The sequence below is a fragment of the Paenibacillus sp. 23TSA30-6 genome, from assembly GCF_014858585.1.
Taxonomy (GTDB): domain Bacteria; phylum Bacillota; class Bacilli; order Paenibacillales; family Paenibacillaceae; genus Paenibacillus.
Genome location: NZ_SLTL01000007.1, coordinates 20,792 through 46,501, shown reverse-complemented (window position 1 = coordinate 46,501; position 25,710 = coordinate 20,792). Strand labels below are relative to the sequence as shown.

21 protein-coding genes are annotated in these 25,710 nt (G+C 47.4%); 13 read left to right on the top strand and 8 right to left on the bottom strand.

The features are described 5' to 3' along the window. Positions 1–64 precede the first annotated feature (64 nt). A complete protein-coding gene (locus E0698_RS08130) occupies positions 65–646 on the top strand; it encodes a Crp/Fnr family transcriptional regulator (RefSeq protein ID WP_192511218.1) in 582 nt (193 codons plus the stop codon). Between the two features lie 81 nt (positions 647–727). Beyond that, positions 728–1,069 carry a darcynin family protein gene (locus E0698_RS08125; protein ID WP_044646952.1) on the top strand — a complete coding sequence of 114 codons (342 nt, stop codon included), beginning with the start codon at positions 728–730 and terminating at the stop codon, positions 1,067–1,069. A 192-nt stretch (positions 1,070–1,261) separates the two neighbouring features. On the opposite strand, the gene E0698_RS08120 is transcribed toward E0698_RS08125, so the two are convergent. Continuing rightward, positions 1,262–2,191 (bottom strand): AraC family transcriptional regulator, encoded by a 930-nt coding sequence (locus tag E0698_RS08120; protein ID WP_192511217.1) that lies wholly within the window; start codon positions 2,189–2,191, stop codon positions 1,262–1,264. A 182-nt stretch (positions 2,192–2,373) separates the two neighbouring features. Between E0698_RS08120 and yicI the strand changes: the two genes are divergently transcribed. After that, positions 2,374–4,695 (top strand): alpha-xylosidase, encoded by a 2,322-nt coding sequence (yicI, locus tag E0698_RS08115; RefSeq protein WP_192511216.1) that lies wholly within the window; start codon positions 2,374–2,376, stop codon positions 4,693–4,695. A 119-nt stretch (positions 4,696–4,814) separates the two neighbouring features. On the opposite strand, the gene E0698_RS08110 is transcribed toward yicI, so the two are convergent. Then, positions 4,815–5,765 carry a serine hydrolase domain-containing protein gene (locus E0698_RS08110; RefSeq protein ID WP_192511215.1) on the bottom strand — a complete coding sequence of 317 codons (951 nt, stop codon included), beginning with the start codon at positions 5,763–5,765 and terminating at the stop codon, positions 4,815–4,817. A 218-nt stretch (positions 5,766–5,983) separates the two neighbouring features. Here E0698_RS08110 and E0698_RS08105 point away from each other — a divergent pair, with 218 nt between their 5' ends. Together E0698_RS08105 and E0698_RS08100 are read left to right on the top strand one after the other, a co-directional pair. After that, a complete protein-coding gene (locus E0698_RS08105) occupies positions 5,984–7,699 on the top strand; it encodes a methyl-accepting chemotaxis protein (protein WP_192511214.1) in 1,716 nt (571 codons plus the stop codon). A 90-nt stretch (positions 7,700–7,789) separates the two neighbouring features. Next, the gene (locus E0698_RS08100; protein ID WP_192511213.1) at positions 7,790–9,100 is read left to right on the top strand and encodes an MFS transporter; all 1,311 of its coding nucleotides are present in this window, start codon (positions 7,790–7,792) and stop codon (positions 9,098–9,100) included. A gap of 70 nt (positions 9,101–9,170) precedes the next feature. Here the strand turns inward: E0698_RS08100 and E0698_RS08095 are convergent, their stop codons facing one another. The 3 genes from E0698_RS08095 to fsa form a co-directional block, all read right to left on the bottom strand. Continuing rightward, on the bottom strand, positions 9,171–10,370 hold the full coding sequence (locus E0698_RS08095) for an MFS transporter (protein WP_134910247.1): 1,200 nt from the start codon (positions 10,368–10,370) through the stop codon (positions 9,171–9,173). A gap of 1 nt (position 10,371) precedes the next feature. Then, entirely contained in the window at positions 10,372–10,827 is a 456-nt protein-coding gene (locus tag E0698_RS08090) for a MarR family winged helix-turn-helix transcriptional regulator (RefSeq protein ID WP_192511212.1), read from the bottom strand. 415 nt (positions 10,828–11,242) lie between these two features. Further along, positions 11,243–11,890 carry a fructose-6-phosphate aldolase gene (gene fsa, locus E0698_RS08085; protein ID WP_134910245.1) on the bottom strand — a complete coding sequence of 216 codons (648 nt, stop codon included), beginning with the start codon at positions 11,888–11,890 and terminating at the stop codon, positions 11,243–11,245. A gap of 184 nt (positions 11,891–12,074) precedes the next feature. On the opposite strand from fsa, the gene E0698_RS08080 reads away from it, so the two are divergent. Beyond that, on the top strand, positions 12,075–12,791 hold the full coding sequence (locus tag E0698_RS08080; protein WP_192511211.1) for a CBS domain-containing protein: 717 nt from the start codon (positions 12,075–12,077) through the stop codon (positions 12,789–12,791). Between the two features lie 35 nt (positions 12,792–12,826). Beyond that, positions 12,827–13,447 (top strand): TraX family protein, encoded by a 621-nt coding sequence (locus E0698_RS08075; RefSeq protein ID WP_192511210.1) that lies wholly within the window; start codon positions 12,827–12,829, stop codon positions 13,445–13,447. An 89-nt stretch (positions 13,448–13,536) separates the two neighbouring features. Here the strand turns inward: E0698_RS08075 and E0698_RS08070 are convergent, their stop codons facing one another. From E0698_RS08070 to E0698_RS08060, 3 genes are all read right to left on the bottom strand, one after another. Beyond that, positions 13,537–14,535 carry a polysaccharide deacetylase family protein gene (locus tag E0698_RS08070; protein ID WP_134910242.1) on the bottom strand — a complete coding sequence of 333 codons (999 nt, stop codon included), beginning with the start codon at positions 14,533–14,535 and terminating at the stop codon, positions 13,537–13,539. 116 nt (positions 14,536–14,651) lie between these two features. After that, positions 14,652–18,347 carry a non-ribosomal peptide synthetase family protein gene (locus E0698_RS08065; protein ID WP_192511209.1) on the bottom strand — a complete coding sequence of 1,232 codons (3,696 nt, stop codon included), beginning with the start codon at positions 18,345–18,347 and terminating at the stop codon, positions 14,652–14,654. Positions 18,348–18,485: 138 nt separating this feature from the next. Next, positions 18,486–20,255, bottom strand: a complete 1,770-nt coding sequence (locus E0698_RS08060; RefSeq protein WP_192511208.1) for a methyl-accepting chemotaxis protein — start codon at positions 20,253–20,255, stop codon at positions 18,486–18,488. Between the two features lie 468 nt (positions 20,256–20,723). On the opposite strand from E0698_RS08060, the gene E0698_RS08055 reads away from it, so the two are divergent. From E0698_RS08055 to E0698_RS08030, 6 genes are all read left to right on the top strand, one after another. Further along, a complete protein-coding gene (locus E0698_RS08055) occupies positions 20,724–21,194 on the top strand; it encodes a GNAT family N-acetyltransferase (RefSeq protein WP_134910240.1) in 471 nt (156 codons plus the stop codon). A gap of 60 nt (positions 21,195–21,254) precedes the next feature. Next, a complete protein-coding gene (rpiA, locus tag E0698_RS08050; RefSeq protein ID WP_134910239.1) occupies positions 21,255–21,923 on the top strand; it encodes a ribose-5-phosphate isomerase RpiA in 669 nt (222 codons plus the stop codon). Then, positions 21,923–22,369: a VanZ family protein gene (locus E0698_RS08045; RefSeq protein WP_192511207.1), complete on the top strand. Its 447-nt coding sequence runs from the start codon at positions 21,923–21,925 to the stop codon at positions 22,367–22,369. Before rpiA ends, E0698_RS08045 begins: the two co-directional genes overlap by 1 nt. A 181-nt stretch (positions 22,370–22,550) precedes the next feature. Continuing rightward, a complete protein-coding gene (locus E0698_RS08040) occupies positions 22,551–23,009 on the top strand; it encodes a MarR family winged helix-turn-helix transcriptional regulator (RefSeq protein WP_192511206.1) in 459 nt (152 codons plus the stop codon). Positions 23,010–23,210: 201 nt separating this feature from the next. Continuing rightward, entirely contained in the window at positions 23,211–23,864 is a 654-nt protein-coding gene (locus tag E0698_RS08035; protein WP_192511205.1) for a cobalamin-dependent protein, read from the top strand. Between the two features lie 54 nt (positions 23,865–23,918). Beyond that, positions 23,919–25,631 (top strand): ATP-binding protein, encoded by a 1,713-nt coding sequence (locus tag E0698_RS08030; protein ID WP_192511204.1) that lies wholly within the window; start codon positions 23,919–23,921, stop codon positions 25,629–25,631. Positions 25,632–25,710: the final 79 nt, after the last annotated feature.

Below are 25,710 nucleotides of genomic sequence, written 5' to 3'. Positions count from 1 at the left end.
TGTTTTCTGCATTAAATATCAAAAAGGTTTCCTTCTATACATGGATTCGGGGAGCAATGAGCATATGCATCAGTATTATCGTTCATTAGAGAAGATGGCTTATCAAGCTTCGATTGTAGAGCAGGATTGGAAGAGATTTGTAGAACGAACCCGTGTGAAGCATGTGCAGCAGGGAACGTATCTAATTGAAACGGGTGTACCCGTAAATCATGCCTATTTTTGCTCAGAGGGATTATTCCGTTTATTTTACACTTTGGCAGATGGCAGGGAGTATAATGTTGGCTTTTCGCCAGAAGATGATTATGTAACCTCTTACGGGGCTATGGTCCAAGGGCAACCGTCGACCTTTACCATTGAGGCTATGGAGGATTCGGTAGTCGTTGAAATCCCCTATGACGTACTGAAGGAGCTTATGGATACAAGCCATATGTGGGAAAGATTCGTGCGCAAGAGTGTAGAGAGACTATATATTCGAAAAGAGGAACGGGAACGCGAACTCTTGTATCTTTCCGCCAAGGAACGTTACCAAGCCTTTCTTCTCAAATATCCCGGATTGGACAAACGAATTGCCCAATATCATATCGCTTCGTACATCGGTGTATCCCCCGTTTCGCTTAGCCGATTGCTCCGCAGCGATCCGCATTAACATAGGTTAATGCAGCTTGGGGGACAAGCAGAGTACAATCATGTTAGTCCATTCAAGCTTCATAAAAAAGGAGATAGGCATATGCGATATATGATGATTGTTTTGTTGGAATTTTATCCTTCCTGGCTGGCTTTGCCTCGGGAAGAGCGTCGAAAATATGCGGCATCCTTGCAGGAGAGCATTCAAAAATATAGCGAGCATGTTCAAGTTCGTTTTTTTGATGCAGAGGCGCTTCCCGGCAAGGATTACACCGATTTCGTCGTATGCGAAACGGAGGATATGAAACAGTATCACTATATGTGGGAAGAAATTCGCGACTCGGAGCCGTACACCAAGGGATATATGAAGATTAAAAATGTGGTCATGGGGATGGAAAATGCCTTTCAGTCATACGAGTCAGAAATACTACAGATGAAAAAGTGAAATATAAGCTGAACCCGATAAATTAACTCGGAAAACGGAGCAGACGGAATGATGCTGTACAAGCAGTGGGAAGCACCATCCGTCTGCGCAGTGGCGCAACATGTAATTTTTGGTTCAGCTTATATACGATTAATTAAAGGCGAATTCCTGGGCTGTTGCATATAGGATTCGCCTTTTACTTTTTGCCATCATTCAGCTCATATCTGTGACAAAAGGGGCTGCTGCAAGCATCTGTTCGGCTTCGTGCTGCTTACGGAATTGCGAAGGGGTCATGCCGTTCCATTTTTTAAAAGTTGCGATAAAATAGCTCAGATTATCAAAGCCAACCTCCAGCGCAATATCGACCACCTTGCGGTCACTTTGCTCCAGCAGTCGGCAAGCCTTCTGAACCCGGTGGTAATTGATGTATTCGACCGGGCTTTTTTGTACCATCTGCTTGAAGAAACGGCAAAAATGGCCCTCGCTCATACGGATCTCATCGGCGATATCCCGCAAACGAATAGGCTCATGAGCATGATTGTTGATGTACGCCAACGCTTGTTTGATCCGTTCAACCTTGCTGCGTTGACCTGCCATAATCACGTCCTCTCCATTAGCCGGGGTCATATGTGGATACATGCTGGCGATGATGCTATAGAGCTGTGCCTTGGTCGCCAGTTCACGGGCAGGTGCATTCTGTTCATGACTGGTGATGATGCGATGCAGCGCGGTCAGCACCTCCTGTTCCCAGGGCAGGACTCCGCGAATGTGAGGGGGAGCGACCAGCTTTTTGCTGATAAAAGGGTCGATGAACTGCTCCTGCACCGCATCCTGTGTCCGGCTGAGCAGCAGATCTGGATGAAACACCACGGCAGAGAATACGCAGTCAGGGTCTCGTTTCAAATACCCGGCGTGAAGTTCCCCGCTATTTACAAAAAGGGCTTCACCTTCGCTGACCTCAGTGTAGGCCATATCCGTCTGAAATACCGCGCTGCCCCGCTCCACAACAATAAACTCCATTTCCTCATGCCAATGACACTCCAGTACACAATTTCCATTCAACTGTTCCACGCCCGGATACACGCTGACCGGATACATGGGATTGCCATGAATACGGTTTTCCCGCAGCATTTCCCGATTCATTTCCTGCACTCCCTTCCAGATGCCTGTTTAGTATAGAAAATATCAAAATATTGATACAATACGTCAAAATAAAAGAAGTAAACCCTTACATAAATCAATATTATTATAGTAAGGATTTCGAAAAAATCCAACAAGCGATTTGGGTTCACCAATATATAGATCGAAACGGAGGAAATAAACAGATGAAATTTACAAATGGCTATTGGATGGTCCGCAAGGGCTATGAAATACAAAACCCTGCGGAAATCCGTGATATTGTGACGGACGATGCTTCCATGACGGTATATGCAGCAACTCACCGGATCGAGCATAAAGGAGACACCCTGAACGGGGCGTTACTGAAAGCGACCTATAGCTCGCCGATGCCGAATGTCATTCGGGTACGCTTCAACCACCACAAGGGACGGGTGCATCATGGACCGGATTTTGAAATTCATACCTTGCCGACCGAGGTGAACATTACAGTAGGTGAGGACGCAGCGGTGCTTCAAAGCGGCGATCTGAGTGTGCGGGTCGGCCGTGGAAAGAGCTGGGACGTAGGCTTTTATGTGGAGGAGCGTAAAATCACGGGTAGCGGGCATCGTGGGCCTGGATACATTACAGACCCGCAGGATCAGCCTTTTTTCCGGGAGCAACTGGAGCTGGGAATCGGGGAGTACATATACGGCCTCGGGGAACGCTTCACTCCGTTTGTGAAAAATGGGCAGGTGGTCGATATCTGGAATGAGGACGGCGGCACCAGCAGTGAGCAGGCGTACAAAAACATTCCCTTTTACCTGTCTAATAAAGGCTATGGTGTGTTCGTCAATCATCCGGAAAAGGTATCGTATGAAATTGCATCGGAAAATGTCTCGAAGGTGCAGTTTAGCGTCTCCGGCGAATCGTTAGAGTATTTTATTATTGGCGGAGCCAATCCTAAAGAGGTGCTGGACAATTACACCAAGCTGACGGGCAAGCCGGCGTTGCCACCAGCCTGGACCTTTGGTTTGTGGCTGACCACCTCGTTTACGACCGACTATGATGAAGCGACGGTGAATCATTTTGTAGACGGGATGGCTGAGCGTGATTTGCCGCTCTCGGTATTCCATTTTGACTGCTTCTGGATGAAGGAATACCAATGGTGCGATTTCCAATGGGATCAAGATATGTTCCCGGACCCGGAAGGCATGCTACAACGTTTGAAAGCGAAGGGACTCAAAATTTGTGCATGGATTAACCCGTATATTGCGGAAAAATCCATTTTATTCGATGAAGGCATGGAGAACGGGTATCTGGTCAAAACCGTAGATGGCGGCGTGTGGCAATGGGACATGTGGCAGGCAGGTATGGGGCTGGTTGATTTTACGAATCCGGCTGCGGTGACCTGGTATCAGGAAAAGTTGAAGGTACTGGTGGATCAGGGCGTGGATTGCTTTAAAACGGATTTCGGCGAGCGGATTCCTACGAATGTGGTGTATTATGACGGCTCTGATCCGGTGAAAATGCACAATTATTACACGCATCTGTACAACAAAGCTGTATTTGACGTGCTGGAGGAAAAGCTGGGTAAAAATGAAGCGGCCTTGTTCGCACGTTCCGCCACAGCCGGGGGACAGCAGTTCCCGGTTCACTGGGGCGGCGACTGCTCGTCGACATATGAGTCGATGGCGGAATCGCTGCGGGGCGGCTTATCGCTCGGTTTGAGCGGCTTTGGCTTCTGGAGTCATGACATTAGCGGCTTCGAATTAACAGCAGCGCCGGACGTGTACAAACGGTGGGTACAATTTGGACTTCTGTCCTCCCACAGCCGTCTGCACGGAAATGAATCGTACCGCGTACCTTGGCTGTTCGATGAAGAGTCGGTGGATGTGGTACGCAGCTTTACAAAGCTCAAATGCTCGCTGATGCCGTATCTGTACCCGTCCGCTGTGGAGTCCTCGGTAAAGGGTCTGCCAATGATGCGGGCTATGGTATTGGAATTCCCGCAGGACCCGACTTGTGCAACGCTGGATCTGCAATACATGCTGGGCGATTCTATTTTGGTAGCCCCGATCTTGAATAAAGAAGGCAATGTGCAGTATTATGTACCGGAGGGCCAATGGACGAATTTGTTGACGAATGACACGGTAACAGGGGGGCGCTGGGTTAACGAGCATCACGATTTTACAACCTTGCCCGTGCTGGTGAAGCCGAACACGCTGCTGGCGATCGGTCATGAGGACAGCCGTCCGGATTACGATTATGCAGATCAAGTGGCTTTCCACCTGTTTGAGCTGGGCGAAGGCCAACAGGCTCGGACGGTTATTGTGAACACATCAGGTGAAAAAGAGCTGACCTTTACAGCCAGTCGCAAGGATTCTGTGATTACGGTGAAGGCTGAGGGTGCGGTTAAACCATGGTCACTGGTACTGCGAGGGATTCACGAGGCTAAAGTCGAGGATGGCAGTAGTCAAGCGGGAGAGCAGGGTGTGACCATTACACCAGCCTCAAGCGGACAACAGGAGCTTACCATTCACTTGGGATAGGTCATGTACACTCTCGCTCACAAATAAAATTCGCTATTTTGTTGTATAACGATTGTATTGCAAAAAGAGGCTTGCCTGATTCAACGGGCAGGCCCTTTTTTTTGCTTTGGAATTGCTGGTTATCCTTGCTGGAGAAGCATCGGAACAACGTACTGTCTGAATATATCCACAGGAGTCCGTTTCTTTTTGAACTTGTCAGCAGTAACGACCACCACCATGTCATAAGACGGGACGACAACAATATATTGACCGCCAAAGCCGAGCGCGTAATAATAGTCCGTTTCAATGCCTTTCTCCTTTGCGTCTGAAAAGGAAGAAGCCCACCAGTGCCAGCCGTAAAAGGCTTTTTGTGGCTTGGCCGCGGGAAGGAGCGCACGGGTGGAGTGCCGGACGGTCTCAGCTTGTATGAGCTGATGGCCTTCACGGCTTCCTTCGTTCAGGTAGAGCAGTCCAAATTGAAGCATATCCATGGGTTTGAGATGCAGTCCAAAGCCTCCTGTATGAGTGCCTTGCGGATCGGTTTCCCAATGGTAGTTTTCGATACCCAGCGGTTGGAATAACTGTTGCTCGGCAAATTCAGCTACCGCTTGTCCAGAAGCATAACGCAAAATGGTAGCCAAAAGCTGGGAGCAGCCGGAGTTGTACTCCATTCGTGTACCTGGTATATCAGCCAGCGGCTGTGACAGCACAAATTGTACCCAGTCTGATGTTCGGCTCATCGTCGGAAATGAATTTTGCCCGCCAAATTCAGTCCAGTTAAAGCCCGCGGACATCGTTAACAGATGTTCAATCGTAATATCACGCTTTCGCGTATCGCTGTCCTCGGCAATCTGGGGAAAAAAATTAAGGATAGGCGTGTCCGGCTGTGGTACGATTTGCTGATCCATTGCGATGCTGACTAGTGCGGCAATCACGCTTTTGGTGCAGGAGTTTATTTTATAGAGTTCATTCGCGAATTGAGGTTCACGGTAGTATTCCAGCATTATGTTCCCTTGCTGAACGATCAGGCAGCTACGAATTTCCAGCTCCTTCAGCCCACGGACAAGCGGTGTAAGTTCCAAACTACTCAAGTAAGTCCCTCCTTGACATTTATACTACATAAAAAAATAAGTATATCATTTTTAAACCGCTTCTTAAGACAATGAAGGTGGTTTTTTTGGTTCACAATATTGTCACAAATACATTGAGAAATCTATACACTATTCTCGTTTCGTTCAAAAACTTCTCTAAATTAAACGATATATAGTAAGTTGGACATTTTATTCAGACATAACTGGGGGATCGATTCATGAATTTAACAATCAAGGCCAAAATGATTCTTAGTGCACTGCTTATTCCGGGTGTCATTGCAGCCATGCTGCTGACAAACTACATTCTGAGTGTGCACAATGAGAACGAGTATAGGGATATTGTGAATCGTGAGGAGACCATTGTATATAATTCAAAATCTCTTCAATTTTTATTGAACGGAATATCTAATGACGAGCGTGGATATTTGCTAACCCGGGACGAACAGTATGGTAAAGAGATCGAAAACAAGCAGAGCGAAATCGAAAAGCTGCTACGGGAAACGGAAGCTTTGGTCGATACGAGTAATGGGGATATAAACAAAAAGATGGATGACCTGAAAACGGGAATCAATGCCTATTTTAACCATGTCCATGGCTTATTGAATACAGCGGGTTACCGGAGTACTAAGGACATGTTTCCGCCATTTTCGGATTTACTCGATGTGTTTGAAAATGAACGGGTTCAACGAAAGCAGCTTGATGTGAAGATGATGGCGTTCGTCAAAGCTCAGGAGGACATGGTACAGGCGAAAATACAGCACGCGCACCAAACCATGACGAACACAACCTGGATAACGAGTATTGTGGGCTGTCTGATCATCATTTACAGTATTGCACAATCGGTTATTTTGATTCGTTCGATCCGGCCGCTGCATCACATGAATGAACAATTGCTGGAGATGTCGGAGGGCGGGGGAGATTTGCGTAGCCGCCTCGATATTACATCCAAAGACGAAATTGGCATGATTGCCAGCTCGTACAACAAGCTGATCGCGGGCTTTCGCAATATTATTGTGGATGCTCAGGATACAGCCCGTACGTTATCTGTGACCGCCGAGCGGGTAAGCCTGAGCACTGAAGAGATGAACCAGGCCAATCGTCATACTTCCGGTGTGATGGAGGAGCTTGCAACTGGTATGGAGCATCAGGTCGATGATATTACAAGCACCACCGATACAGTGAAGGAGCTTGCTGACGGACTCAACCATATTGCGGTGACGAGCCAGCAGGTATATGAGCTGTCTGATACGGCTGCCAGAGATGCGCAAGCAGGGGAGCAATCCATCGGTCAAGCGATGCGGCAGATGGAAAAGGTCAGCGAAAGTGTAGATAGCTCTGCTCGTGCTGTACGTCTGCTCAGTGAACAGGCTGAACAGATTGGAATGATCGGTTCCGTCATTACTGGTATTGCCAAGCAAACAGGAATGCTGGCGCTTAATGCGTCGATTGAAGCCGCCAGAGCAGGAGAACAGGGCAGGGGATTTGCTGTCGTAGCATCTGAGGTAAGAAGGCTGTCTGATCAGGTATCCGTTTCAGCAGCGGAAATTACACAATTTGTGCAGCATATTCAGGACCATGTTGGTCATGTAGCATCAACGATGCAAGCCGGAACGATTGAAGTTCAATCGGGCGTGAAGATTATGGAATCGGCTGAAACGGCATTTCGTCAGATTGGCGGCTCCATTCAGCAGGTTAGCGAACAGATACACAGTGTACATCGCTCTGTGGGACAGATGTCTACCGGATCGGGGCAAATGGTGGAGGCCGTAGAGCGTATCCGTGAAGTAGCCGAACAGTCGGCAGGCGGAACCCAGAGCGTCAGTGCAGCCACTGAGGAGCAGTTGGCTTCCATGGAGAATATCGCTTCATCCATTCATACGCTGGCAGAAATGTCGAAATTGCTGAATGCAAGGGTTGGAGGATTTAAGGTATAGCTGTATAAATCCGCACCAATGTAAACACAATAACACCTGTTGAATCATTTTGGACAGTTGTGTTATTACTTTTGCAAAGGTGGTAACGGGATGCAACAAAATAAAGGGAATCTGCTTGCATTAGGTTCCATCCCGCTGATGATGACGCTAGGCAATTCCATGCTGATCCCTGTTTTGCCGGAAATCGGACGTAAGCTACATGTCAGTTCCTTTCGCATTAGCATGTTGATTACGGTATATGCGGTAGTTGCCATTTTGCTGATTCCAATCGCGGGATATCTCTCCGACCGATTTGGTCGCAAGGCCGTGATTGTACCCTGCTTGATCCTCACGGTGATTGGCGGGGGAATTTCTGCGGTGGGGGCATGGCTGCTTCATGATCAGGCAGCGTACTGGACCATTATTGGGGGACGGTTGCTTCAGGGGGTCGGAGCAGCGGGAGCTTTTCCCATTGTCATTCCGCTCGTGGGGGATTTGTATGAGAACGAGGAAGAAGCCAGCAAAAATCTGGGTGTAGTTGAGACGTACAATACATTCGGCAAAGTGCTAAGTCCGATACTTGGTGCGGCATTGGGAGCAGTTCTTTGGTTTTTGCCATTGGCGGTGATTCCGGGCCTCTGTCTGATTTCACTCATTTTGGTGCTTTGGCTGATTCATGCGCCCAAACGTAAGAACCAACCAGTTACAGTTCGGGAGTTTGTGGGAAATGTGAAGCAGGTGCTTAGCGAAAAAGGACGCTGGCTATATGCTATTTTCGTCGTGGGTGGCATTTGTATGTTTGTCATTTTTGGCGTCCTGTTCTACTTATCTGACATACTGGAAAGTCGTTACAACCTTCGTGGAGTCTGGAAGGGTTTCGTGCTGGCGATTCCGCTGGTTTCTCTCTGTCTGTGTTCTTATATTGGAGGAAAGATCATCGGTAAGCACAAAAAACGGATGAAATGGATCGGTTTTGGCGGGTTGGCCGTGTTGACGATCAGCTTTGGCATTCTCGGATTTTTTCAACATATTTATGCGGTGATCGGACTGTTTACATTGGGGGGAGCCGGAATTGGACTGGCACTTCCTTGTTTGGATGCCCTGATTACGAAAGGGATTGAAAAAGAGGAGCGCGGAACGATTACCAGCCTGTACAGCAGTATGCGCTTTGTCGGGGTATCGCTAGGTCCTCCGGTTGTATCCTTGCTGATCGGAAGCAATGGGCATGGTCTGCTCTTTGGCGTGATGGCCGGAGTGGGCGGAATTGCGGCTCTGCTCATGCTGTTTGCGGTTAAACCGAAGCAAGATGAACCCTCAGACGAAAAATCCGGTGAACATATGAATGTGTCCGGGGGGCAGTCAGATATATCACGAAAAAAGCCGCTTTCTTCCAAATTGAGACGCAAAGCCCCGGCAAAGTAAGAGCGATCTAAAACCAAAGAGCACCCGTTTCCATGAAGCCATGGTGTTGGGTGCTCTTTTTGAAATATGTTTACCCCTCGACAGGGACACGTGTCTTGGGCTTGCGACCTACAGCGATCTGAATAATATAGATGAGCAGGAACAATACAATAAACAGCGAGGAAAGGCGATACATCCACGCATAATCGCTGGCTTTGGCGATAATACCGAGAATAAGGGCACCGGCAGCTACTCCGAAATCGAGGGAATTCAGAAACATACCGTTTGCCATGCCCCGCTGCTTGGGCGACACAACCTGAATCATCCACGTTTGCAAGGTCGGCTGCATGACACCAAAACCGATACCATAGCAAAGAGCGGACAGATACATGAAGGCGTCACTATGTGCGTAGGAAAGCAGGATAAGACCGCCAATCAGGAACAGGGCACCGGGGATGAGCAACGCTTTTGCTCCTTTTTTGTCATAGATACGACCCGAGAAGGGACGTACGATCAGGACGGACAGCGCATTAAACAGGAAAAAATAAGCCGGGTGCGACAGATTCGCTTCATCCCCGTAAAGCGCCATAAAGCCGAGCAATCCGCCGTACGTAATGGACATAAGCATGTTCAGCAAGGCTGGAATCCAGAGCTTGCGGTTAAATGCCGGTTTTCGTCCTTCTTCCAAAGGAACCATGGGCGGCTCAACATGTCCTTTCGGCAGGGTACGAATCAGCCAGTAGGCCAGCGGGAAAATAACGACAATGACAACTGATGTCGTATATACCAGCAGATTAAAGCTGCCGTATTGCAGCATTGAAATACCGATAGTTGGGCCAATAGACATCGCCAGGCTGGTGGACAGGCTGAAATACCCCATTCCTTCACCGAGGCGCTTGGCGGGAATGACATCTGAGGCCATTGTCGGAAATGCGGTACTGCTCATACCGAAGCCAATCCCGAACAGCATGCGCATGAGAAGCAGTACCGTAATTGTCGGTGAAACGCTATATCCAAGCGTGCCCGCCAACGCGAACAGCAGACCGATGAAAATCAGGGTGCTGCGATGTCCTTTTTCCAGCATACGGGCTGAAAAAAGCCGGGCCGCAATCGCGCTTAATGCGAACAGCGTCGTAACGAGGCTGATCTGGACGGAGCTGGCGTGGAATGTATTTTTCACATACGAAGGAATGGAAGACAGGATCATCTGTAATTCGAGAAATAAAAATAGATTGGATACCGTTAAAACGATAAATTCCTTGGTCCAAAGAGGTTGCTTGCCTTGTTGCATGTTAGTCGGTCTCTCCTTGTTTCTCTGATTCGGTCATGTTAGCGTGAATGTGTAAAAGCGTCTGGCGGAATTGCTCTATATCAGCAAAGGTAATTCCTTTTACAAAATCATGGTTGGCGTCACGTTCGATAGGAAGAGTTTTCTCTACGAGTTGTCGACCTGCTTCGGTCAAATGAAGCAAATAAGCCCGACGATCCTGTGGACTATTCACACGGCGAACCCAACCCTTCTTGTCCAACAAATCAATAATTCGGGTCGTAGTCGGCTGGTCCTTGACCGCCTTAGCTGCAATTTCCTTCTGATTGAGACCTTCTGCCTGGTAGATTTGATACAGAACCGACCATTGCTCAGGGGAAATATCATAAGGTTTAAGGCGCTGCATAAGCTGCTGGCTCATCTTACGGTGGGTAATGCCGAGCAGCATGCCGATGGAACAATCCGGGGGCAAGTTATTCATGAGTAGCTTCCTTTCTGTTTTTCGTACATAAATTAATTCAAAAATAAATTAATTGTTAAAACAATTATATGTAAAACAAGTTTTTTTGTCAAAAAAAGTTGTCTATAAATGCTCATCTGCCGATTCCTGAACCAAGATAGCAGCCGCAATTACGCAGGAGCAATTTAGGGAGGCGCTGTCAAGCCATCCGACATACGAGAGGTACTGGTAGAGGATCGGGCTAACCATATGTCTAGCTATCTGAAATCGGTTTACGTGGATCATGGTGAGGATTTGCCTGAACGCTGGAGAAACTTGACACGCCCTTTGGCAGACTTGCGAGATATGGAGAGAAGATGATGCGGAGGCAAAAAACAGCCCGCAATATACGGGCTGTTCGGGTTTAAAGCAATATAGTTTTGCCGTTTCGGGCGAATTAGGCTTTAGGTACAGTTTCCCAATCCTTCAGGAAGCGTTCAATACCGCTGTCAGTCAACGGGTGTTTCCACAGGGAAGGGAGCAGGGAGCCAGGAATGGTGGCAATATGCGCACCAGACAGAGCAGCATCTTCCACATGCTTGATGTTACGGATGGAGGCTGCAATGATTTCGGCTTTCAGATCATAAATGTCCAAAATCTGTCTCAGGTCACGAATCAGCTTCATGCCATCAACGGCGATATCATCCAGACGTCCTACGAACGGGCTGATAAAAGTAGCGCCAGCTTTGGCAGCCATCAAACCTTGAGCCGCGGAGAAAATCAGCGTTACGTTCGTTTTAATCCCGTTCTTGGTCAGCTCGTTACAAGCATACAATCCGTCTTCAGTCATAGGCAGCTTAATAACAACGTTTGGAGCCCATTTGGCAATCTCATAAGCTTCCTTGAGCATATCCTCGGCTTTCAAGCCAATGACCTCAGCACTTACGGGGCCTTCAACGATACCGCAAATCTCCTGAATGACTTCCTTGAACACCCGACCTTCCTTAGCGATCAGCGAAGGGTTCGTTGTTACACCATCAACCAGACCCAAACGTTCAATACGTTTGATTTCTTCAATGTTACCAGTATCCAAGAAAAATTTCATTTGATTTCCTCCTCAGGGTTTTATAATTCATAATACATATCACACACCATGCACATCAGCTAATAAAAGGTAGCATATTGCACACGTTAAACTTATAATTAGTATGTATTACATACTTAATTGTGACACATTTTAAAATTGAAAACAAGCGGTCTTTGATTAAAATTTGATGAATTGTCGGAAAATGCGGAAATTTACCGATCTAGGCTCATCTATAATGTATACTACCCCATTCTATAAGGAGGTAATCATTATTCAACTGTCTGAAAGACAGCGGGAAATTGTTGATATTGTCCAGCGCCAGGCGCCTGTTACAGGGGATAAAATCGCTGAGGAGTTGGGGCTGACGAGACCGACCCTCCGTTCCGATCTTGCTTTGCTCGTCATGCTCGGTCTGGTAGATGCCAAGCCCAAGGTGGGATATTTGCCAGGGCGTTATCCTAAATATGAAAGTCATATCGGCACCATGCTTAAAAAGCTGACCGTGGCTGATGTGCTCAGTGATCCGATTTTGATTTCCGGTGACGCTACGGCTTACGATGCGGTACTAATGTTGTTTCAGCAAAATACGGGTACGTTGATGGTCACGGGAGAGGATCAGGAGCTGATCGGAATTGTTACCCGCAAGGATCTGCTGAAGGTGACGCTGGGGCATACCGATCTTCACGCCGTTCCGGTAACGATGGCGATGACGCGACGGGCACAAATGACGACACTTACTCCGGGTGATTCTCTGCTGGAGGCGATATCCAGGCTCGTTCGTCATCAGGTCAATTGCCTTCCGGTCATGGACGAGCAGTGTATGGAGACCTCCTCCATTCAAGCCATTGGATTGGTGGGACGGGTTACCAAAACGGACATTATGAACGCTATTTTGAGCTTGACGGAAGAGAAGACGTAAAAGAAGATGTAGAACAAGAAAAAAGGGGGCCTTATATGTACTGGTTAGCCATGCTGACCATGCTGATTGATCATATCGGACTCGTATTTTTCCCGACTGATCCGGCCTGGAGATTTGCCGGCAGGCTTGCTTTTCCAATCTATGCGTATGCGCTGTATATGGGGTATGCCCGCACCCGGAATATGCGAAGCTATATGCTCCGCTTGCTCGGTATCGCCCTGATTTCTCAGGTGCCCTATATGCTGGCGTTCGATGTGTACAGGCCGAACGTGGTCTGGACACTGTTGACCTCGCTGCTGGCACTGACCGCCGCGTCCCGTCTGAAAAATGGAGCGGCTGTGGCAGGCTGGTATGTGCTGACAGCACTGGTCATGGAGCTTACCCTGATGGATTACGGAGCCTACGGGTTGCTGCTTATCCTCATTTATCGCTACACCCGTTCGTATATGATGGTTGCGGCGCATTTTGCGCTGAACGTCGTATATGACATGGTGCATCACGCGAATCTCCAGCATTTTAGTCTGCTGTCTACCATTCTTATCGCATGCTTTGCATCCGGGGAGAGCGGCTTTTATAAACGGGTGCCGCGCTGGTTGTGGCGCAGCTTTTATCCGGTGCATCTGGCTGTTATTGCAGTCGTTCGCCTCTGGCCCTGAAATAAGCTCATAATCATCCTCAAAATTAGCAAAAGAACCTTTGAAACCACGAAATACATGGTTTCAAAGGTTCTTTGTTATACCAAAGTTCAGGACGCTTTGTTAGGACCTTGGGCAAAAGGCAATGGCCGCTCTGGAGCGCCTTCCTTCATGTACTGCACCAATACTTCCGGAATATTGTGTATTCCGCCTGCATTAACACGATAGCCATTCGTTTGTCCAGGTGAGTTAATGCCACGCTTCACCGTGAAGGTAACGTCAATACCCAAGGCGCGGCAAATTTCCAGCGTTTCCTTGGTATATCCTCCATACGGAAAGGCAAGGACGTTGCGATCATTATGAAGATGCTTGAACAGCTTCTTGTCGGCAGTGTCCAAATCATTGTAAACCCGCTGTTTAAATTCGTCCTCGGTTTCCATACGCCCCAGCTTTTTCGAATATACCGGACCCATGAGAAGCGGCTTTTCCTTGGTGCGTGCTACATTTGTGTATCCATACGCATGCTGGTCATTGGTATGATTGTAAAAATCAACACCTTCAGAATGCATGTGCTGGATTTGTTCCCAGGTCAGCTTCGGAATACCGATGTGTTTGGGATTACTGATCGTGGATGTGATGAGAAAATTGGTTGCCGGTACACGGTACTTTTTCAACACGGGAAAGGTGTCTGTATAAAAAGATTCATAGCCGTCGTCGAAGGTCATGAGTACAGCATTATCGGGCACCTTGGCTTTATGCAGAATAAAGTCCGTATACTCTTTCATCGTGATCCAGTGGAAGCCGTTAGCTTTCATTTCATCCAGTTGCTTTGTCAAATTGCTGAGCTTGAGAGCGCCGGGATCGGGTGGCGTTTTGGTTACCTCATGGTACATCAGAACAATGACTTTGTTTTGGTAATATACTTTATCCGGCGTTGGCGTCAGAGAGAATAAATGTCGTACCAGCCGATCTGCATTAGCCGTACGTGTACGGTGAGTCCCTTTAACAACGGGTGGATGGTAGATGGCGCGTGCTTCGTACACCAGTATCCCTAAAATAGCTACCATGCTCATAATCAGCATCGTTCTTTTGAATATGACGTGTTTCATGTGATGACATCCCCCGCATGCAAAAATTCTAAAAGTGCAGATATGTAAACCAGATATCTACTAGCAAAATCTAGTCTATCATACCTAATACACACGGAGGAAATATCACAACTTTGTTACCTCTGTATTGCTTTTGCCGATAACGACGATGTGGCAGGGAAATAACCGATCTCAACCGCATGCTGGATCATATTTTGAATAAACTCCAGATCGGTTGTCGGGCATTGCACACCAGCCTGATCCAGTAGAGCGGCAGTCACAGGGCAGCCGTATCGGTAAGCCGAATCCTTGGCCCCGTCTCCCTCCAGTTGGCCCATAGCGAGGTGCAACGCATCCTCCTGAATGCCGGAAGACGGGTTCAGCAGCCAAGCGCTGTAATCGTCAAAAGGCATCGTGTCTACTGCGTATCCAAGCTGGTTGACCATAGCAATCAGCTCATCATACGGCAGCGGGTTCGGATTGCAAATATGGAAAATGCGGTTCGCGCTTTTTTGATGCACGGATAGCTCCACAATAGCGCGGCTCGCATAGTCAATTGGCGTGAAGTCCGTATGCCAATCAGCCTGTGGCGCTTTACCCAGCAGCAGCATCGCCTTTATCATCCGGTAGTAGGCGTTACTATCAATATTGCGCTGGAAGCGTCCGTTAGCCGAATGGGCCGTCAGATTGCCTGCACGATAGATAGAAATAGGTGTACCCGACTGAGCCGCCTGGAACATCAGCTTTTCCGCTGCGAGCTTACTGTTCGTGTACAGGTTGTCCACCTGTAGCTCGTCAGGGAAGGAGGACAGCTCCAATACGGCTTCCCATTGTCCTTCATTCGCCAGATCCTCCGGTATGCCCATGGTTGAGACATGATGAAAAGATACTCCCGGTTTGGCCTGAGCAATTTTCAGCAGCTCCAGCGTTCCGGTTACATTCGTACGGTCAAAGGCAGCCGAATCACCAAAATGGCGAACGTCAGCGGCGCTGTGAATAATACCGTCAATTTGATGCTCCAGCATATGGCGGTCAACGTCAGAGAGGCCAAGGTTTGTCTGCTCCAGATCACCGTACACCGCTTTGACCCGTCCTTCGATCAGGCTGGAAACGTCTGGTCCAAAATATCCTGTCAATACGGACTGAATACGTTCGATGCCGGATGGACCGTCCTGAGAAGGGCGTACCATGGCATACACTTTGGCTCCCGTCCGTTGAAGCAGGTCATAGAGAATATGAGAACCGAGATAACCTGTAGCCCCGGTCAATAACACAACATTCATGTCGCGCAATTCAGCTACATCCGCAGTGCCTGACAGCTCGATAGGATGCTCATTCAGGTCTGTTTTTTCTTGTGTAACTGTTATTGTTTTGCGTTGCGGTGTTTGTTCCGTACCCAGTTGCTCCACGTATTCGGCAAGCTCACGAACGGTTTTGTAGCGGAAAAAGTCTCCAATACGTAACGCACCATAACTCGGCTTTAAAATAGCCAGCACATGAATGACACGAAGGGAGTCGCCGCCGATCAGGAAGAAGTCATCTGTTGCGCCGATGTTGGTTTTGCCAAGTACCTGTGTCCAGGCTTCGGCAATAAGCGTTTCAGTTCCTTCACGGAGAGGTTCCCCGCCGTAGGAGCTGTCGGACGCCTCGGGAAGCGGCAGCAGGGCCAGCTTTTTGCGGTCAATCTTGCCCGTCGGTGAAATCGGCATAGCTTCCAGATGAACGACATGGCTCGGTACAAAATAGGAAGGCAGCTTGCCCGCAATATAAGACTGTATTACGTCTTGCGGAATGGACTGTCCGTCCGTAGTTGTGTAATAGCCAACCAGCATATTTTGATCCGTGTGATCCTTGACAGCTACGACAGACACGTCCTGAACGCCCGGATGCTTGGAAAAATGATCTTCAATCTCCCCAATTTCAATCCGGTTGCCCCGGATTTTGAGTTGTGAATCCTTCCGGCTTACGTATTCAATCGTACCGTCTGGCAGCAGCTTGGCGATATCGCCTGAGCGGTACATTTTTTCACCCGGAACAAAAGGGTTGTCCACGAACGATTGTGCCGTCCGTTCCGGCTGATGGAGATAGCCATGAGCCAGTGCCGGCGTAGCAATGCATACTTCACCGGGAATGTTAATCGGGCATAGCTTGTTATCATCGTTGACGATATAGACTTTGTAGTTATAAATCGGCTTGCCGATCGGGATGTTCACGACGTGCTCAGGCACAGCACCACGCACCCGGTGGGTCGTCGTTGCTACGGTGCATTCAGTCGGTCCATACACGTTCACGATGTCTGTATCTGTACCGAATTTACTCTGGAAGGCCCGAACTTGTGAGCCGTACAGGGCTTCGCCTGCCACGGTGACAATTCGTACCTTAGCTAATTTGCGGTAGCCTTCGTCTGACAAATACGTAGATAGCTGATTAAAGAACACGGTTGGCAAAATGGTAATGATCGTCGTGCCTGTGCGTGCGATGGCTTCTGCGAATTCTTCAACAGACACGCGTTCTTCAGAGGACAACAGGTACAGCTTGGCTCCGTAGAACAAGGCTCCAATCGTATCCCAAACGGATGCATCAAAGCTATAGGTGGCGAATTGAGTCAATACATCCTGAGGTGTAATATCGCAATCGCGCTGTACGACAGCCCCCAGGTTCACGACGCCCCGGTGAGCAATCAGGGCACCCTTCGGCTTGCCTGTCGAGCCGGACGTATAGATGACATAAGCGAGATCATCCGGACCTACGTTAACGTTCGGATTGCTTGCGGCATAGCCTGCCAGAGGCCCGTTAATGGCCAGAATTTCTTTGACCGTCTCAATGGAGCCGCATAGTTCAGCCGCTTGTCCGGCGAGTGCAGAAGTCGTAAGGACGAAAGGAGAGCGCGTGTCCTCTACGATGTAGCTGCTCCGGTCGGCTGGATGGGCTGGATCGACAGGCACATATACACCCCCGGCTTTCAGAATACCAAGCAGGGAAATGACGGTTTCCAGGCTTCGCTCCATGAAAATGGTCACGAATTCGCCTTTTGCCAGACCTTTAGACAATAGCACGCGTGCAACTTGATTGGCGCGTTCATTAAGCTCACGGTACGTATATTCTCCGGCGTGGGAAGCGATGGCCGGACGATCCGGATACTGCGAAGCGGCCTCCTCGAACATTCCATGAATGGTCTGATGCTCAGGATACTTCACAACTGTATTATTTAAGTCCTCGTGAGCTGCCTGATCTGCTTCGGATAAGATGTCAACCGAATTGATAAGGGCATGACTGTTGGTGAGTGCGCCACGCAGAAGAAATTCAAAATATTCTGTATACCGAACAACCGTTGTTTCCAGAAGAAGTGATTCATCATACCGAATCTGTATTTGGTAAGTGCCGTTGTTCTCACGGATTACCCAGTCCATGATACGAGGCTCTGTATCTTCATTGACCAGCAGATTTACCGAGAACGAGGTATCCGCTTGCGGGTCTGCCAGATAAGCCTGGGGCTTATGGAGCATTTCCTGAAACAAGCCTGCCAGCTCGTGAAAATTAGTATTATTTTCCATCGTCAGCGAAGCTGTGAGTATACCGGATTGAGGCACGAAAGTAGAGAAGGAGATATCTTCTTCTGCGGACAGACGATACAGCCATGCTGCATACACTGACAGAAGCATGGCATGTTGTTCTTCCGCTGACGTTTGCTGATGCAACAGCTTCGAGATGCTTGGTTCTAACTCTACCTGATAAGTAGAGTATGTATGTTTGCGTTGCAGACGTGCAAAATCCAAAGGAACCAGGAATGGGGATGGCGCTGTTTGTGTACTGTTTTGTAGTAATAAAACCATTACGCTTACCTCCTGAACGTATGATGTCGTGATGCTAAAGTCAGTAAATGCCTCCGATCCCGTCAAATGCATGAATAGGAGGGAGGCACTACCGAACGACTTACTTATTGAATAAGTTTCAAAGTAGATAATTGATAATTATGATTTGGTGCGGTTAGGGTCTGCAATTTTGAAGTAAGAAGTAATCTCCTGAAGCTCTTCCGACATGGAAGACAGCTTATGGGACGATTCAATGATGGAATCCAGAGAAGCTTTTTGTTCCTCGACCGTCTGCACAATGTGGATACTGTTGCTGGCTGTTTTGCTTACAGTGGAAGAAAGATCTTCCGCTGATGCCGTCATTTCCTGTGTACCGGCGGATATTTCCTCTGTAGCGCTGGATACCTCTTGAATTTGCCATGCCACTGTCTTGGTTGCTTGAAGAATGCTATTGAACAGCTCACCAGCTTGTCCGGCTACAATAATTCCGCTCTGTGCCTCAACGTTGCCTTGTTCCATCGACTTCACAGCTTGACCGATTTCACTTTGAATCTCTTCAATCAGCGGTGTGATTTGTTTCGTTGCATCCGCTGTTTGTTCTGCCAGCTTGCGTACTTCGCTGGCAACCACGGCAAAGCCTTTGCCTTCCTCACCGACACGCGCTGCTTCAATAGAAGCATTCAGGGCAAGCAGGTTCGTTTGGCTGGAAATGCCTGAAATCGTACCGATGATATTACCAATTTCCTGTGAACGGTCGTTCAGTAACTTGATAATACGGGATGTATTCGTAACTGTATTGGTAATTAAATGCATTTGTGAAGAAACTTTGCCCATGATTTCGTTGCCTTCGTTAGAACGCTTCTCTACCGAATTGGCTTCCTCTGCAACGGTGGTGGAACTGGCGGCAATATTTTGGATAACCGAGGCCATTTCAGCCATGGCACGTGCGCTATCGCCCGTTGCTTTTTCCTGTGAACGGATGTTTTTCGTAATTTCATTGATGTTCTGATTGATGATGTTGGAATTGATTCCGTTTTGTTCGCAGATCGCGAGCAATTCCTTCGCCGATTCATTCACTTCATCAGTTGTCAGCTTCACTTTGGTCATAATGCTGTTAATATGGCTTACCATATCGTTGAAGTTTCTATTCACAACGCCCAGATCGTCTTGCCCTGCTTGAATCTGAACGTCCAGATTTCCACGGCTTACTTCACTGATACCGTACATCAGTTGTTTAATAGGGGACAGCGTACGCTTCACGACCCAATATTGGAGTGCCAAGCAGATGAGCAGGAAAGCAGCCAGAATTGTAGTGCCGCTGATCAGCAGCTTGGTCAACCCGGCAGGTACAGCGCCTGCATCAGCATCGACAGCAAAATATGCAAAGATTTTGCCACTTGAATCTTTAAGCGGGTACGTCAAGGTTGTCCACGTACCAAAGCTGTCATCATAGAAGCTGGTAAACGTCGGTTTTCCGGTATCCAGCATGTGGCTTACGCCTTCCACAACTACAGAAGGTTGTTTATACATACCGCCGACACCCAGTTTATCTTTTTCGAATGCTTCTCTCAGAGCGGTAGGCATCGCTACAACAGATGTTTTGTCACCGTCTTCCAGCTCGGTTCCGAAGATATAAGCTTGAGAGATATTCGGATTCGTCGCTGTGATGTTATCCAGATAAGCGCGGAGTTTTGCCTGAACGGGACCATCATAACTTTTTTCCTGAACAGCTTGGGATACTTCATTTACATTAATTCCCTCAGCCCATTTTAATGTGATTTTTTCCACTTGCCCATGTAGCTGGTCTATCAAAATCGTACGTTGGATCAAATAGCTGGACACGATGAGGACTAGCCCGATCAATACGATGTTGAAGAAGGATAATAATAAGTTCTTGGTGAAGAAAGATAAGCTACTCCACTTTTTCAAAATGCTCCACTCCCTGGTTGTAATTTTTGTATATGGTGTTGAACCGCTTATCGAATGAGATAATTTAGTCCCCCTTACAAACAATATTAATTAAGGTAATAGACCTCTTGAAATTTTGTTAATAGGTCTTTGGTCCTTTTTAGATAAGTATGTATCCCTATATATATGTCGTACGATAAGCTCTTGAAATGAATACCTTGCCCAATAAAAATTTAATTTTTACCGGGTAATTCCTGTGTGTGTTTCAGTATATTCCATTTTATACTTCAACTTGAAATTCAAATTCAATTCAGGCTTCAAGTAGGTATCCAATAGAAACCATCATACTTTATAATAGAGTCAAATGCACTTGTCAATTTGGGACATTTTTCATATTTCGCATTACAGATGCTTGATATGCCGCGGTTTTTGCGGGTTCCTTGCAAAATGAGTCAATATAGCCACGACATAGGAAGAGGGATGAAGAGAATGTCCAAGCTTACGATTGTAAAGGTTGAAAGTGATCATGCAGATCTGCATGATTTGATTCAAAGGCTGGATGAGGATTTGCTGAAAAGGTATCCTGCTGATGAAATTTACTTGGTTGATTTTTCCAATCCGAAAGTTAAAGAAATGATTTTCGCTGTTGTGTATTCGGATGCAAAACCGGTTGCTTGCGGCGGACTTAGGCCTATAGATGCGGAAGAGATGGAGCTTAAGCGATTTTATGTCGATTCTTCTTATCGTAGGCAAGGCATTGCCGTCAGTCTGTTAGCTTTTCTGGAAGAAGAGGCCCGTAAACGAGGCACTATAAGAATCAAGCTGGAGACAGGGGCTGCTCAACCTGAAGCCATTGCTCTCTATACGAAGCAGGGATATGAGCCTATTGAACGATTTGGAGAATATAAAGAGGATGAAAATAGTCTTTGTTACGGTAAGAAGCTTACAGTGTCTTTATAAAACGTTTTCATATAAAATGAATGATGAACCATACTAGCCTATATAGCGGGAGAGATGATAATGAATTTGAAGCAAAAAGCAGCTGAAAAAGCAGTAGAAGCCATTCAGGACGGCATGAAAGTAGGACTGGGCACAGGCTCCACAGCTTATTGGGCCATACAAAAAATAGGTGAGCGTGTGGCGCAAGGCTTACATATACAGGCTGTAGCTACTTCCCAAGCTTCGGAGGATCAGGCCAGAGAACTGGGAATTCCCATCGTTCCATTTGATCAGATTGGACGACTCGACGTAACGATTGACGGAGCGGACGAGGTGAATGAGCAGCTTGTTCTGGTGAAGGGTGGAGGTGGAGCTTTACTGAGAGAGAAAATCGTGGAAAGTAACAGCAACCGGTTAATCATTATTGTGGACGAGTCCAAAGATGTGAAGGTGCTGGGTGCATTTCCATTACCAGTCGAAGTCGTACCCTTTGCCAGTGAATGGACGTTGGAGGCATTACAGCAGACAGGCTGCCGGGCTGAGTGGCGAATGAAGGACGGGGAGCGTTTCCAGACGGATAACGGCAATTATATTGCCGACTGTCGTTACGGAACCATTGAAAACCCGCAAGAGCTGGAAATCCGATTGAACCAAATTCCGGGGGTGGTCGATAACGGATTGTTCATTAATATGGCAGACCAGGTTATTATCGCACGGGCCAATGGACAGATTGACGTTCGAAATAAGTGATGCCTAACGCACGTCTGCTTCGCAATGTAGCCTTTGTGGTATTCATTTTATATACGGGGCTGTTATTATATTGGATGTTTCTTGGTTTTGGGCGTACATTACGACCGGGTCCTCCATATTCATATAATATCGTTCCGCTGGATACGATCGGGCGATATGTGAGGGCGGCACAGTCGCTTCCTTTTCGGGTGTGGGGTGTCAATTTGCTCGGTAACATCGGAGTCTTCGTCCCGTTTGGCATCCTTCTGTCTATCATTTGGGTGGCCTTACGCAGATTAGGCAGCTTGTTGCTGACCGTGGCGGTCGCGCTTGTAATTCTTGAAGTGTCCCAAATGCTGCTCGGCGCAGGCACGATGGACGTGGATGATGTGATCCTGAATGTACTGGGTGTGCTTTTTGGCAGGGTTGTTTACAAGCTACTACGAAAGAGGCTAGGGATTGAATAATGAAAGCCCTGCTCTCCCGAAGGCGTTTCTTGTGCCGATTGGAGACGGGCTTTTTTACATAATAGACTGTAGTTTTCGCATAATACAACTTCATAACCAGGGGGATAAAGAGGTTGAACTTGACAAAAGTTTGCAATTAAGATATCTTTGAATAAAGATATGAGTAACGGAGGCTGTTAATATGTCAGTAAAACCAGATGATCAGGACTTGGCGCTTAACTTGTTTGTTGTGCTGGCTCGCGCCTATAATTCGGTCACATCCCGCACAAATCGGGATATTCATAGTCATGGATTGAACACAACAGAATTTGGTGTACTTGATCTGTTATATTATCGTGGACCGCAGCCCTTGCAGAAAATTGGTGAAAAGGTGCTGATCTCCAGTGGAAATATTACGTACGTCGTAGATAAACTTCAGAAAAAAAAGCTGCTCACCCGGCGTGCATCACAAGAGGATCGACGTGTGATTTATGCAGAACTGACTGACGAGGGACGTCATTTCTTTGAGCAAATATTCCCGCAGCATCATCGTGTTATTATGGAGACAGTGGACGGATTATCTGTGGAAGAGAAAGAACAGGTCATTCATCTGCTAAAAAAGTTGGGGCTAACGGCTGAGGGACAGAAAAGTAACGACTAATAAGCTGCAAATACCCGAGTTAAATAGGCTTATAAATAAAATACCGGTTTTCCGGTATTTTATTTTTTTACACGCATTTTTAGGCAGCGGGGTTAATGTAAAGGCGGAAATCAGGTATAATTGACAAATAGTCACGCTCGGATGTTCCCCCAGTTACAGTCTATGGATATAAATACGGCCTTGTCGGGGAAGGAGCTGTACATGAGTATACAGCAATATACCGCAGGTGAATCGTTACTGCTGCAAGCAGAAAATTTGGCGGAACTAGTCACAAATAAGCAATACGAATTACAGCCGGATCTTTTGCAGCGTTTTGGGGATAACGGTAAAGTAAAAACAAAGCAGGATTCAATATATAGTTTGAATTATTTGGCAGAAAGTGTGATTGTAAACAGTCCGATTCTATTTACTCAGTATGTTTCTTGGTTAAGAAAGCTGTTTGAAGGCTTCGATATAACACAGGAAGATTTGACGATCAATTTTAGATTGATTCAGGAGACGTTAGTAGAGCATTTCCGTCATCCGGATAAAACGATGGTGCTGCAGCATTTGGATTTGGGGATACAGGAAACTGGAAAGAAAGAGGAATACGCCTCTTTTATTACGAATGATAATCCGTTAGCAGCTGATGTGGTGGCTATTTCAGCTACCATGGCTTACCATGTCCATTTGGTGAAGGAACTGATTGCTTTCATTCGGCAAAATGCTGCTACATGTCATGTGAGAATTATGGTCGGCGGTTTGCCCTTTAATCTTGATCCGCGCTTGTGGCAGGAAATAGGGGCGGACGGCTGTGCACCTGATGCAGAGGAAGCGCTGGAGGTAGCAGAACACCTGCTGTCGTCCAGGGTGTGAGGCAGTTTGAAATATTTGTAACCAGGAGTCATTGGGTAAAGGGGGGCCTTTTATATGAAGGAACCGGCAGCAGAAATGGCTGTCCTGCGGAAAACGATCGAGCAATTAACAGATGAGATTGTGAAAAGCAAGGCTGAAGAAGAAAAGATGCTGAATGAATTTTCAGCGATGAATAATGAGCTTGTCAATTTGCAGCGTCAGCTTGCCAAAAGCAATGCAGATTTAAAGCGGACAAAGGAAGAAGCGGTACGGGCGAATGACTTGAAAAGCACCTTTCTTGCAATGGTCAGTCATGAATTCAGGACTCCGATGAACGGGATACTCGGGATGATCGAAATGCTGGGTTCATCCAGGCTTTCCCCGGATCAACGGCAGGCGATCAGTGTCATACGCGAATCGGCATCTGTGCTGCTAAATATGATTAATAACCTCCTTGATATATCCAAGGTGGAAGCGGGACAAATGGAGCTGGAGATCGGGAGCGTCAGGGTCCAGGCGATTATGAACCACGTTGCCCAGTTGTTGGAGCCGCAAATCTATCAGAAGGGAAACCGTCTAAGCATAGAGGCCGATTCCGGTGTAGCAGACCATTTGGAGGGAGATTCGGCACGGATCATGCAGATTTTGCTGAATCTGCTGAACAATGCCAATAAATTTACGAGCGATGGATTGCTAGTTGTTCGGACGAAGCTGGTAGAAGAAACAGAAGATTCCCAGCGTATTCGGTTTGAGGTGCAGGATTCAGGCATCGGGATTTCACAGGAGGATCAGGTCAAGTTATTTCAACCCTATGTGCAGGCAGGGGAAGGTAGCTCTTCACAATATGGAGGGACTGGACTGGGACTATGGATTTGCAGTTCATTCGTTGAACTGATGAAGGGACGGATTGGAGTCATCAGTGAGGAAGGTCAAGGCTCTACGTTCTGGTTTGAGATTCCTCTTGTCAGGGGAACAGGGCAGGCAGACGAAGTGAAGGAGCATAAAACCGCCGAGCTGACAGGGCTTGGTGAGTGGCTGCGTGAGCATAGTCATTCCCTCGCTATTCTGGTAGCCGAGGATAATCGGGTTAATCGTCAGGTGGTCGAGTTACAGCTTCGTCACTTGGGATTCCAGCATATTGATTTCGCGGAGGATGGAGAGGTTGCCGTAAAAGCGGCCTCTCAACGGACTTATGCTTGTATTTTGATGGATCATCATATGCCCATCATGAATGGTATTGATGCGGCAAGGGCCATTCGCCAGCGTGAAGTGGTGGGCAAGCTACCTCCGGTGCCAATCATTTCTTTGACAGGGAACGTGTCAGAGGAGGATAGAGCGAGGGGCCGGGAAGTTGGGGTGAACGACTATCTGTCGAAGCCGGTAATGATTGAACGACTGTCTGAGAAGCTCATCCAATGGCTTCCCATGGCTGCTGCCGAGCCTATCCTTAATGAAGAAGTTATTCATGAAATTATGCTGCTGGACGAGAATGGCAGTATGGGATTGCTGGCCTCACTCGTAGAGATGTACACCAGTGATACACCTGCTAAAATAAGCACATTAATTGAACTGGCTACTGCGGACGAATCAGCAAAAGTAGTGGAGGTTGCTCACGAGCTGAAATCAGGTAGCGTGAGTCTGGGAATTGAGCGTTTGTCCACGTTATTTTCCGATATTGAGCAGCTCGCACGGGAGAAGCGACTTGAAGCTGCACAAGAGAAGCTGGCTGCCCTTCAGTCTGCTTATCAGGCAACGTGTAGGGAACTGGAACGATATATTCGTCAGTAATCGTTGGAATTTTCCTGTTAAGCTTGCACACAGATGGAAAAGTTGTGTGCAAGTTTTTTTCTGGAGACAGGGCGGAGAA

Excerpts from the sequence above, each read along its gene's own strand:
- E0698_RS08130 (WP_192511218.1), top strand. The coding sequence starts at position 65 with ATGCATCAGTATTATCGTTCATTAGAGAAGATGGCTTATCAAGCTTCG.
- E0698_RS08125 (WP_044646952.1), top strand. The coding sequence starts at position 728 with ATGCGATATATGATGATTGTTTTGTTGGAATTTTATCCTTCCTGGCTG.
- E0698_RS08120 (WP_192511217.1), bottom strand. The coding sequence starts at position 2,191 with ATGAATCGGGAAATGCTGCGGGAAAACCGTATTCATGGCAATCCCATG.
- yicI (WP_192511216.1), top strand. The coding sequence starts at position 2,374 with ATGAAATTTACAAATGGCTATTGGATGGTCCGCAAGGGCTATGAAATA.
- E0698_RS08105 (WP_192511214.1), top strand. The coding sequence starts at position 5,984 with ATGAATTTAACAATCAAGGCCAAAATGATTCTTAGTGCACTGCTTATT.
- E0698_RS08100 (WP_192511213.1), top strand. The coding sequence starts at position 7,790 with ATGCAACAAAATAAAGGGAATCTGCTTGCATTAGGTTCCATCCCGCTG.
- E0698_RS08095 (WP_134910247.1), bottom strand. The coding sequence starts at position 10,370 with ATGCAACAAGGCAAGCAACCTCTTTGGACCAAGGAATTTATCGTTTTA.
- E0698_RS08090 (WP_192511212.1), bottom strand. The coding sequence starts at position 10,827 with ATGAATAACTTGCCCCCGGATTGTTCCATCGGCATGCTGCTCGGCATT.
- fsa (WP_134910245.1), bottom strand. The coding sequence starts at position 11,890 with ATGAAATTTTTCTTGGATACTGGTAACATTGAAGAAATCAAACGTATT.
- E0698_RS08080 (WP_192511211.1), top strand. The coding sequence starts at position 12,075 with ATGCGGAAATTTACCGATCTAGGCTCATCTATAATGTATACTACCCCA.
- E0698_RS08075 (WP_192511210.1), top strand. The coding sequence starts at position 12,827 with ATGTACTGGTTAGCCATGCTGACCATGCTGATTGATCATATCGGACTC.
- E0698_RS08070 (WP_134910242.1), bottom strand. The coding sequence starts at position 14,535 with ATGAAACACGTCATATTCAAAAGAACGATGCTGATTATGAGCATGGTA.
- E0698_RS08065 (WP_192511209.1), bottom strand. The coding sequence starts at position 18,347 with ATGGTTTTATTACTACAAAACAGTACACAAACAGCGCCATCCCCATTC.
- E0698_RS08055 (WP_134910240.1), top strand. The coding sequence starts at position 20,724 with ATGTCCAAGCTTACGATTGTAAAGGTTGAAAGTGATCATGCAGATCTG.
- rpiA (WP_134910239.1), top strand. The coding sequence starts at position 21,255 with ATGAATTTGAAGCAAAAAGCAGCTGAAAAAGCAGTAGAAGCCATTCAG.
- E0698_RS08045 (WP_192511207.1), top strand. The coding sequence starts at position 21,923 with ATGCCTAACGCACGTCTGCTTCGCAATGTAGCCTTTGTGGTATTCATT.
- E0698_RS08040 (WP_192511206.1), top strand. The coding sequence starts at position 22,551 with ATGTCAGTAAAACCAGATGATCAGGACTTGGCGCTTAACTTGTTTGTT.
- E0698_RS08035 (WP_192511205.1), top strand. The coding sequence starts at position 23,211 with ATGAGTATACAGCAATATACCGCAGGTGAATCGTTACTGCTGCAAGCA.
- E0698_RS08030 (WP_192511204.1), top strand. The coding sequence starts at position 23,919 with ATGAAGGAACCGGCAGCAGAAATGGCTGTCCTGCGGAAAACGATCGAG.